The 9,859-nt window shown below is 47.7% G+C and carries 7 protein-coding genes, 1 pseudogene and 1 other annotated feature; of the genes and pseudogenes, 3 read left to right on the top strand and 5 right to left on the bottom strand.

Features of this window, described 5'->3' with window-relative positions:
- The coding region (locus tag TY10_RS04090; RefSeq protein WP_052350350.1) for a tetratricopeptide repeat-containing glycosyltransferase family 2 protein at positions 1–940 on the bottom strand (940 nt) is incomplete at its 3' end.
- Positions 941–1,060: 120 nt separating this feature from the next.
- Entirely contained in the window at positions 1,061–1,408 is a 348-nt protein-coding gene (locus TY10_RS04085; RefSeq protein WP_042160847.1) for a hypothetical protein, read from the bottom strand.
- A gap of 172 nt (positions 1,409–1,580) precedes the next feature.
- Here TY10_RS04085 and TY10_RS04080 point away from each other — a divergent pair, with 172 nt between their 5' ends.
- Together TY10_RS04080 and TY10_RS04075 are read left to right on the top strand one after the other, a co-directional pair.
- Positions 1,581–2,642 carry a permease gene (locus tag TY10_RS04080; protein ID WP_042160845.1) on the top strand — a complete coding sequence of 354 codons (1,062 nt, stop codon included), beginning with the start codon at positions 1,581–1,583 and terminating at the stop codon, positions 2,640–2,642.
- 17 nt (positions 2,643–2,659) lie between these two features.
- Positions 2,660–3,661 carry a TIGR03943 family putative permease subunit gene (locus tag TY10_RS04075; protein WP_042160843.1) on the top strand — a complete coding sequence of 334 codons (1,002 nt, stop codon included), beginning with the start codon at positions 2,660–2,662 and terminating at the stop codon, positions 3,659–3,661.
- A 489-nt stretch (positions 3,662–4,150) separates the two neighbouring features.
- Here TY10_RS04075 and TY10_RS04070 read toward each other — a convergent pair whose 3' ends face one another.
- From TY10_RS04070 to TY10_RS04060, 3 genes are all read right to left on the bottom strand, one after another.
- Positions 4,151–5,824, bottom strand: a complete 1,674-nt coding sequence (locus TY10_RS04070) for a glutamine--tRNA ligase/YqeY domain fusion protein (protein WP_042160840.1) — start codon at positions 5,822–5,824, stop codon at positions 4,151–4,153.
- Positions 5,825–5,890: 66 nt separating this feature from the next.
- Positions 5,891–6,141 (bottom strand) — a binding site (T-box leader).
- A gap of 121 nt (positions 6,142–6,262) precedes the next feature.
- Positions 6,263–7,357, bottom strand: coding sequence for a stalk domain-containing protein (locus TY10_RS28645; RefSeq protein ID WP_052350349.1), 1,095 nt, complete (start codon positions 7,355–7,357; stop codon positions 6,263–6,265).
- Positions 7,358–7,594: 237 nt separating this feature from the next.
- Entirely contained in the window at positions 7,595–8,416 is an 822-nt protein-coding gene (locus tag TY10_RS04060; protein ID WP_042160838.1) for an AraC family transcriptional regulator, read from the bottom strand.
- 117 nt (positions 8,417–8,533) lie between these two features.
- Here TY10_RS04060 and TY10_RS04055 point away from each other — a divergent pair.
- A pseudogene (locus TY10_RS04055) lies at positions 8,534–9,857 on the top strand (alpha-L-fucosidase).
- Positions 9,858–9,859 lie beyond the last annotated feature (2 nt).

Here is a 9,859-nt window from a genome sequence, read left to right as displayed (position 1 = left end):
GACTGCCGTAACATACGGCTAGCTGCTCATGAGGCAGCCAGGTCCATGCTGCATGATTGACACCATATAACCGATTATCAGGTTTCTCTAGCTTAAGCGCCAATTCATACCAATTGACAGCTTTCTCAAAGTCTTCATTTTCCTGAAAGTAATAGGCAATCCGACATACGTAATCGGCACGCGGCACATCATAGTGAAACGTCTTCAATAGTGCTAGCAATTGTTCATCCTTGCAGCCGAGCTCATGATAACAATGAGCCATTCGATCGCAAGCATCCAGTTTTTCTTCGAAATAACCGCTCGGATCATCCAACTGACATTGATAAATAGCGATTGCCTTCTCGTAATGCCCATTTGCGGTCAGCTCCATAGCATAATGCAATAATTGCCGATGATTGAGTACAGCCCCCTCTTTGATTGCCTTTTCAAAAATCCGCAAATTACGCTGCGAATGGGAGTGCCTGCGGTCATGAGTTATCGTAATATCAGCGAATACGATATGACCGGAGACATCCAAATACTCATGTACGGGATCATGCCACTGAAATTGTCTGGAGCGCTTGACGATCCGATTTCTTTTGGCAACAGCAGTCGGTTGTCCCAAAGTATGAAAGGCAAGCACATAATTCATACATATGGCGTCTATGTCAGCGGCCAAATCAGCTTTGAGCGCTACCAGTTTATGCAAGTCTTCCTCCTGCACCCAATCATCTGCATCCAGCCACAATATATAATCTTGCGTGGCATGTTGAAATGAATAATTGCGTGCAGCGGAAAAATCTTCAGTCCACACAAATGAAAATATACGACTCGTATATTTTGCGGCAATTTCCTTTGTACGATCTGTTGATCCGGTATCTACGATAATAACCTCGTCGACAAGTGTTTTAACCGAATCGAGACATCTTGCGAGAACCTGCTCCTCATTTTTCACAATCACACATAAACTAATCGTAGCTATCGCCTAAGCACCTCCCGAATTGCTAACAGTATATGAATTCGGAATGAGACAGGTTTGGACCTTCGATGAAGGGCAGCACACCTCTATTGCAACTCTTTCTTATTTTTGCTTCACTAACAGAACGCCAATGATGATGACAACGATGCCCGCCCACGTTTTCCAATTAGGAAGCTCCTTCATGAAGAGATAACCCATCGCCAAGGAAATCAAGATTTCGAGACATTTCGCTGCTACTAGTATATAGCTTAACTGACCTGATGTTTTGTAACCGATTCGAATCCCGTAACCAATGCAAATGTTCGCGATCAGGAAAAGCGGCAGCATCAGCATTTGGAACTTAACAGTCGTCCAGAAATGCGGGTCGATATGCTTGCTTTGATAAGACAAGATGAAGTTAATGATAGACAACCCGCCTAACAGCAGCCCCGCACTTATTACATAAGACATGGCATCCTCCATATAAATTGATTAGGCTTAATGTTTACCGCCGCCAACTTTTTTATCCTCGGGCATATTTAGGTAGTGGAAAGGCTTGACAGATAAGCCGGGACTGTATACGATATATGCGTAATGATTACGATTAATGCAGTATATTTAATAGGTCACGGAGGAATTGCCTTTGCGCGCCCTTTTTTATCGTTACGGCATTCATGCCGTTTTTATTGCCATTATCGGTCTCTTCCTTGTCCTATCCTTTGACCCTGGTCTATTCGCCCGCTTATCACTGCCGGATTGGCCTTCCATGCAGTCTTTCTCGACATTTAAGACCATCCTTCTCGGCATCTTACTCGAAACGCTGCCTTTCCTTCTGTTAGGCGTATTCGTTTCCTCGTTCATGCAGCTGTTTATTTCAGAGACTCTCATTCGGAAAATGATTCCACGCCATCCGCTGCTGGGCATCTTGGTTGCCTGTTTGCTGGGCTTTCTGTTTCCAGTGTGCGAATGCGGATTAATTCCGATCGTCAGACGTTTAATCGCCAAAGGCATGCCGCTTTATATTGGCGTCGTATTTATTTTGGCCGGTCCCATAGTAAATCCTGTCGTCATTGCCGCGACCTATACCGCATTCCGTACCCGGCCCGAACTGGTCTACTCCCGCCTGGGACTTGCTCTGCTGGTCGGAATTACGATTGGCATGATCATTTATAAGTTTGTCCGCTACAATCCGTTGAAGAACGATAACGTGACTACGATTGATCGTAGTGGACATAGCAGTCACGATCATCAGCACAATCACCACCATGGACACCAGCACCAGCATAGAAGCGGCAAATTTCTAGCCATGATGGAACATGCTGGAAGTGAATTTTTCGATATGGGCAAATACGTCATGGTTGGCTCCATTCTAACCGCAGCAATTCAAACCTTTCTGCCTAGAGCGAGTCTGGCAAGCATTGGACAAGGGGAATTAAGCTCTCATTTGTTCATGATGGGCTTTGCCTATATACTATCGCTCTGTTCGACATCGGATGCTTTTGTCGCCTCTTCCTTCGTTACTACCTTCTCGTCGGCGTCACTGCTTACCTTCCTTGTGTTTGGGCCGATGCTGGACTTCAAAAGCACACTAATGCTGCTGTCCGTCTTTAAACGCCGATTTGTTCTGCTGCTGATAATCCTCATTGCACTCAGTGTGCTTGCCGGCTCCATCATTATCGGACATTTCTATTTATCGCCTTTATAAAGAGAGGAGGAACAACAATGCAGCAACGAACAATACTGTTCCATTATTTACTGCGATCGGTTATACTCGGCAGCTTCTCCTACCTTATCGTTCGCCTTGTGCAGGAGGATCGGCTTCATTACTACATAGCGCCAAGAACAGAGTTGTACGTGAAGCTGGCGGCTCTAGGTCTCTTTCTGGTCGCGGTTTGCCAAGCTTTTATTGCGCTTCAATCCTATGACGCCAAGCGTAGGGAGGCCTGCGACTGCAACCACCCAATCTCATCTTCTATATGGAAAAACGTTGCAGCCTACAGCTTGTTTTTGCTGCCGCTGGGACTTGGTCTGTTCACGCAGGATACTTTGCTCGGAAGCGGAATGGCTTCCTTGAAGGGGATGAATCTAACCAGCAGCGCGCTGGTTAGAGGAGCTGATTCGACAATTGTGAATCCGTCTGCTATCCCCGAACCCACCGTTCAACCAGATGAAAGCAAGGGAGCGGAGGAGGCAGAACTCCCGGTCGCTACGCCCTCGCCGACACCAGCTGTTGATCCGCTGCAAGCCTTATTTCCTTATGACACTTATACAGAGCTTCATGCCAAGCTTGGGATGAAGCTGTATCAGAGTGATAAAGCTGTCGCCATAAATGAATTTGGCTTTATTGAGACGTTAACGACTTTAGATTTGTACAGGGATAATTTTATCGGCAAAAAGATAGAAATCAGCGGCTTTGTGTATCGTGAGGATACGATGAAGGACGGGCAATTCGTCATTTCCCGGTTAGCGATGTTATGCTGCTCCGCAGACACGGAACCATATGGTATTCTGGCGGCTGTACCTGACGGCAATAAGTTAGCAGATGACACTTGGGTCCAGGCAACCGGTACAATCGCTTTGACTCATTACCTCGGCAATGAAGTTATGGAACTGAAAATCGATGAGCTCAAAACGATCAAACAACCGAAATCACCGTACGTCTATCCCGACGACGCGTATTTTGACGCGATGCTTGGGAAGTCGGAGACGGGACAGCTGCCTTAGCTTTGTGGAAAGCGTCCCTGTCCTATCCAGCTTCCCTTCCCTTCCCTTCCCTTCCCTTTCACTGCCCTGCAATAACGAAAGAACGGTTCCCGCGCCGGGAACCGTCCAAGTGTAGAATAAGATCATTCGTCTAAATTGCATCTTCGTCGAGTAATCCTGCAATCATTGTTATCCACTCATTTTTATGATCGTTGTGCTTTGAACTCCAGCAAACAATGATCAAAATGTAAAAGTGCAGTTTGTTAGACCTGTTTTCGCCGATTTATCGCATCAAAATGCAAATGTGCAGTTTGATTGGCCAAAAACAGCCCTTTAGAGTAAAATCTGGCGATTTCAACTGCACTTTTGCATTTTGTACGCGTTTTTGGAGCTTTTGACGCTCATCAGCATGCACTTTTGCATTTTGTTTCCCCTTCAGCACAGGGAATCGACCATACCGACCGTTTTCCCGCACCTAGAGGGTCAGACCATTAACCGACGAAAGACTACTCACCGCTTGTTCCAGCTATCCTTCAACGGAACGATACGATTGAATACGAGCTGGCGATCTTGAGTCAGACGGCTATCGACGCTGAAATATCCATGCCGGAAAAATTGAAATTTTTGCTCCGGAGCAGCATTCTCGATATATGGCTCGATGAGCGCCTTCGAAACGATTACACGGGAATCAGGATTCAACACCTCTGCCCAGTTGTCCCCCTCCGGGAGCTTATTCTCGAGAAGCAGCCTCTCATATAGATGAATATCAGCCTCTACAGCATGTTTGGCAGACACCCAATGAATCGTTCCTTTTACTTTGCGGCCCTCAAAGCCGCTGCCGCTTTTCGTAAGCGGATCATACGTACAGCGCAGCTCGGTCACTTCCCCAGTAACCGGGTCCTTAATGACTTCCTCGCAACGGATAAAATAAGCGCCCTTTAGCCTTACTTCACCTTGAGGCGTCAGACGATGGAAGCCTTTGACCGGATGCTCCATAAAGTCTTCCCGCTCAATATATATCGTTCTGTAGAAAGGCACTTCCCGTTGGCCAAGCTCGCTGTTCTCGCTGTTGTTCTCCAGAGCGAGCAGCTCGGTCTCTCCATCCGGATAATTCGTAATCACGACCTTCAGCGGCTGCAAGACCGCCATTACGCTAACCGTCTTTGTCTTCAAATCCTGCCTCAGCAGTTGATCCAGCAACGAAATATCAACGGTACTGCTTGCCCGGATATTGCCGATCTCTTCAATAAAGCTCTGTATGCTCTCCGGCGTATACCCTCTTCTTCGCAACCCGCGCAGCGTCGGAAGCCTCGGATCATCCCAGCCGTCTACATAACCGCCTTCGACCAGCTGCCGCAAAAATCGTTTGCTCGTTACGACGCCTGTCAGACTAAGCCGTCCGAACTCTCTTTGGCGTGGAGGCTCTGGGATATCCAACTCTTTCAGCACCCATTCGTAGAGCGGTCTATGCTCCTTGAATTCAATGGAACACAGCGAATACGTAATGCCTTCGATGGCGTCTTGAATCGGGTGAGCGAAATCGTACATCGGAAAAATACACCATGTGGTTCCCGTTCTGTAATGTTCAGCATGGAGAATGCGATAAAGAACAGGGTCCCGCAGCGTCATATTCGGCGACTTCATCTCAATTTTGGCGCGGAGAACCTTGGAGGAGGCGGGAAACTCGCCTTCCTTCATTTGCTGAAACAATGCGAGGTTCTCCTCTGCCGAACGGTTGCGGAACGGGCTATCGGTGCCCGGCTCCGTCAATGTGCCGCGGTACAGCTTCATTTCCTCAGGCGTTAAGTCACAGACATAGGCTTTGCCCTTACGGATTAATTGAACGGCCGCTTCGTATATCGTCTGCGAATAGTCTGAACCGTAATAAATATGCGGCTCGGGATCATAGCCCAGCCACTTCATGTCCTCAATAATAGCCTCTACGTACCGGATATCTTCCTTAAGAGGATTCGTATCGTCGAACCGCAAGTGAAAGGCTCCATTGAATCTTCGCGACATCATGTAGTTGGTATGAATGGCATAAGCGCTGCCGATATGGAGATAGCCGTTAGGCTCAGGCGGGAAACGCGTGCACATCTCCCGTCCGAACGGCAGCGTCTGAAGCTCTGCACTAATTTCTTTAAACAAATAATGGTCGGCTCGTGGATCATGTTCGGTATTCATAGCTGGCTCCTCCTAATGAACGATTATTTTGGCACAAAAAAAATCCCACCTCCAAGACTTCAGCGTCTTGGGGACGAAATTTCGTGGTGCCACCCCAGGTTCATTAATATGTCGCCATATTAACCTCTTCAAGTACGGCAAGGCATAGCCGTGCTTATACTCTAGCTCTGTAACGGGAGCTCCCGTCGCGCCATCCCTTCGTGTTCCGGCGTGCTGCTCAGAGGCTTGATTCAGGCCGGCCTTCCTGGCTCCCTTTCAGCATCCGGAGCTCTCTGTACAGGACGTGTCTGCCTTACTCTTCTCGTCATCGCGTTTATAATATGTCATCCATCTTAACAAATTCTCTCCACATTTGTAAACGGATAGTCGCGTATACAGCGTTATAATAAAAGATGAGCTTGTCCCTAATAGGAACAAGCTCATCTTTTACACTCCTGCTTAAGGAGTCAGCGTCAACGAAATATCGTCAAAATACAGCGTGGATAAGCCTTCGTAGCCGGAGTCGCTGCCGATAATAATAAACAGCTGTCCATTGCTGTCAGATTTCACTTTGACATTGTATGTGAAATTCTTGCGCTGGTAGCCTTCTTTGCCGGAGTCCGGCTTAACGGCATTGCCGACGAGCTTCATATCCTTACCATCAGTCCCTTGATTGCCTTTATCAACATTCATCCGGTAATACAAATCGCCGGTATCCTTAGACTGCACTGTTTTCGGCTCGGTTGCCACTACACCAGCCTTAATGAAGACCGATTCGCCAGGAGCTCCCCCGACGCCCATCATTTCGCCCGCTTCATTCGTATACATCGCAAACTCAAGCTTAGCGTTATACGTCGTATTTTTGGCCAGCCCGTCTACCTTTTTCGTTAAAAACATAAACAGATCGTCACTGCGATTCATGCCCTTCAGCTTCAATCCATAATTCGGAGTGCTGCTGCCAGTGCCTGGAATCGCTTCTCTTGCAAACGCCAATTCATAAATGGTTTTATCGTATTTAACCGGCAAATCGGCAAAATCACCTGACCAGCCTTCCTGATCTTTGTCGAAAGAATATCGGAAAGCTTTAGAGCCCTGATCCGGCAGTGTACTGGAAATTGCGATCGTCTTAGCCGACTCATTCCAGGCCACTTTCGCTCCCATTGCTCGTGCTATATTCCGTACCGGAACGAAAATCATCCCTTTCGTTTGAACAACCTTCTCCGGAAGCTTCAGTTTATTGCCCTGTTTATCAATAAGCCAACTGTCATTCACTTTAATCGTGAGCTTGCCGTACGATCCGCCAGATAAAGTTGCCGTCTGACTCTTCTCATTCCATTGAATAGTTCCGCCTAATGACTCGGTCAATGCTCTTAAAGGCACCATCGTCGTATTATGCAAAATGAAAGGCGCAGCTGCAAGTGTATGAACGCCAGAATTATTCGTATAGGATTTCACGTTCAACTGGAACTTGACCTCTGTCTTTTGTGCTGCGGCTTGAATGGGTGCAGCATGGAGCAATGGCACCAAGCCGATGGCAGCGGCAAATCCGGCCAACGCTATTTTTTCTTCTTGTTTATCATAGTTGCATCATCCTTTTCTTCGGGGATGTCTATTAAACGGCAGCCCCTCTCTTAATGTTGCAGCGAAGTGACGGCTAATGTTCTTTAATTGGCCGCAGCCGGGGACAGACGAGTGTTCTAAGCCTACGTATTTGACCTATACGGCACAAAAAGGATCGCCCTGCAGCGGCAACTGCAAAGCGATCCTTTTTACTAGGCATAGGCTTCCGAACTAAAGCTGAGAGCGGTATTCCGAAGGGCTGTAGCCTACTTCTTTTCTAAATATTTTCGAGAAATAGTTCGCATCATCAAAGCCCGTCGACAGGGCAATTTCCTTAATACTTGAGGATGTCGTCTGCAGCATCAATTTGGCCTTGTCCATCCGTTTCAAGTTCATATACCTCAGAGGCGGAATGCCGAAATGCCGCTTGAAATATTTTATGAAATAGTTGGGATGCAAATGCAGTACGGCCGCCATCCGCTCCACCGTCACCTCTTCATGCAGATGATTCTCGATGTACTGCTGAATAATGGACAGCCTCTCCATTTCATCCGTCTTGTTCTGTAGGATGTGAATAGGCTCGTGCTCGATTATGTGCGATAAAATGTTGAGCAGCATCGATTTCTCCTTCAATCGCGCTGTAACGGAGCTTTGCATATTCGCCTCTGACAACTGTTCGAACAGCTCTTTCATAATTGCCGGGTCAAGCGAGTCGTAGCAATAAGGGACATCCAGCCACTGGAAGACGTCCGAATTGCCCACCGTCGCGGAGAAATGGCACCAATGCTTGAGAAAAGGCTTGTCGCTAATCGTAGAGTACGATTGCTTGATATGAGCCGGCATTAGAATAAGCTGTCCTGGCGTCGGATACAGCTCATGATCGCCGATTTTCAGCCAGCCCTCTCCTTCCAAAATATAATAGAGCTTGTTATAGGAAGGGGTATAATCGATGTCTCTCCATTCGGGCCAGCACTGCTGCTTTCTGGCCTCCCATATGTGAACCTGCATGCTCGCGACCATTTGCTGAATGGCCATATTCCGGTTATCGGTCATAGCGGCTGAACCTCGATTATAGTTAGTTTTATACCCGTACAGGTTAGGCATCTATCTGTCTATTCTATCATAACCTTGCTAAAATCAAAGTCATTCCAGCTAACGGAGGTTGATACAATGAGCACGCAACAAGGAAATCAGATTCAAGAAAGAACAGAAAGAACCAAGTGGTTTTTGAACGAACGCTTTGGAATGTTTATTCACTGGGGACTATACGCCATTCCGGCACGAGGAGAATGGATTCGCTCCACTGAAAATATTAGTGTAGAGGATTACCAGCAATATTTCGAGGAATTCGACCCGGTGGACTATAACCCGAGAGAATGGGCAAAAGCCGCCAAGCAAGCCGGCATGAAATATGCCGTTCTTACAGCGAAGCATCATGAAGGCTTCTGTCTCTTCGACAGCAAGCTGACCGAATATAAATCAACGAATACGAAAGCAGGCCGGGATCTTGTAAGCGAGTTTCTGGAGGCTTTCCGGGCAGAAGGTCTGAAGGTTGGTCTATACTACTCCATCATTGACTGGTATCACGAGGATTATCCGGCATACGGCGATATGTTCCATCCGATGAGAAATGATGAAAAGTTCAAACGTGATCCGCAAAATTTCGGCCGCTACGTGGACTACATGCATGGTCAAGTACGTGAACTGCTGACGAACTACGGCAAGCTGGACATTATGTGGTTCGACTTCTCCTACGACACAATGCGCGGCGAGAAATGGCGGGCAACCGAACTGATGGAGATGATGCGCGAGCTGCAGCCTCATATTGTCATTGACAACCGCTTGGAAGGCAGCAGCGAAGGCGGCGGTACAATGTATACGAATGATCCAACGATTTACGCCGGCGACTTCGCCTCCCCTGAGCAAATTATTCCGCCGGGCGGCATCGTTGCCCATGATGGAACACCGCTTCCATGGGAAGCCTGCGTCACGCTCAATAACAACTGGGGATATGCAGCAGCCGATCATTATTACAAAAAATCCATCGACGATCATCCGCAAATTGGTGGAATGTGTCAGCAAAAACGGCAATATGCTGCTCAATGTTGGCCCGGATGCCAAAGGTAAAATTCCGAAGGAATCGCTCGACATCTTATCTGAAGTAGGCGATTGGATCAGCCGCAATGGCAGCAGCATCTATGGCTGCGGCGCCTCGGAGCTGCCAAAGCCGGAGTGGGGACGCTATACGCAGCGCGGAAACAAGCTGTATGCTCATGTGTTTGAAGAGAGCATTGGGCCGATCAATCTTGCCGGACTTGCCGGCAAAGTGCGCAAAGCGCGTCTGCTCGCTGACGGATCAGAGCTTATCTTAAGCCGGCCTTGGAATACGGCAGAATTTGTGAACGACGCTTACGTCAATTTCACCAGACAAGATTCTCTTTCTTTCCCATTGCCGGATCCGCGGAATACGGTAATTGAACTGGAGCTTCTCTAGAC

Origin of the sequence: Paenibacillus gorillae, from assembly GCF_000513275.1 — a bacterium.
In the GTDB taxonomy this organism is placed as follows: domain Bacteria; phylum Bacillota; class Bacilli; order Paenibacillales; family Paenibacillaceae; genus Pristimantibacillus; species Pristimantibacillus gorillae.
The sequence above is the reverse complement of the archived record's forward strand: the minus strand, read 5'-3'. Positions and strand labels throughout refer to the sequence as shown.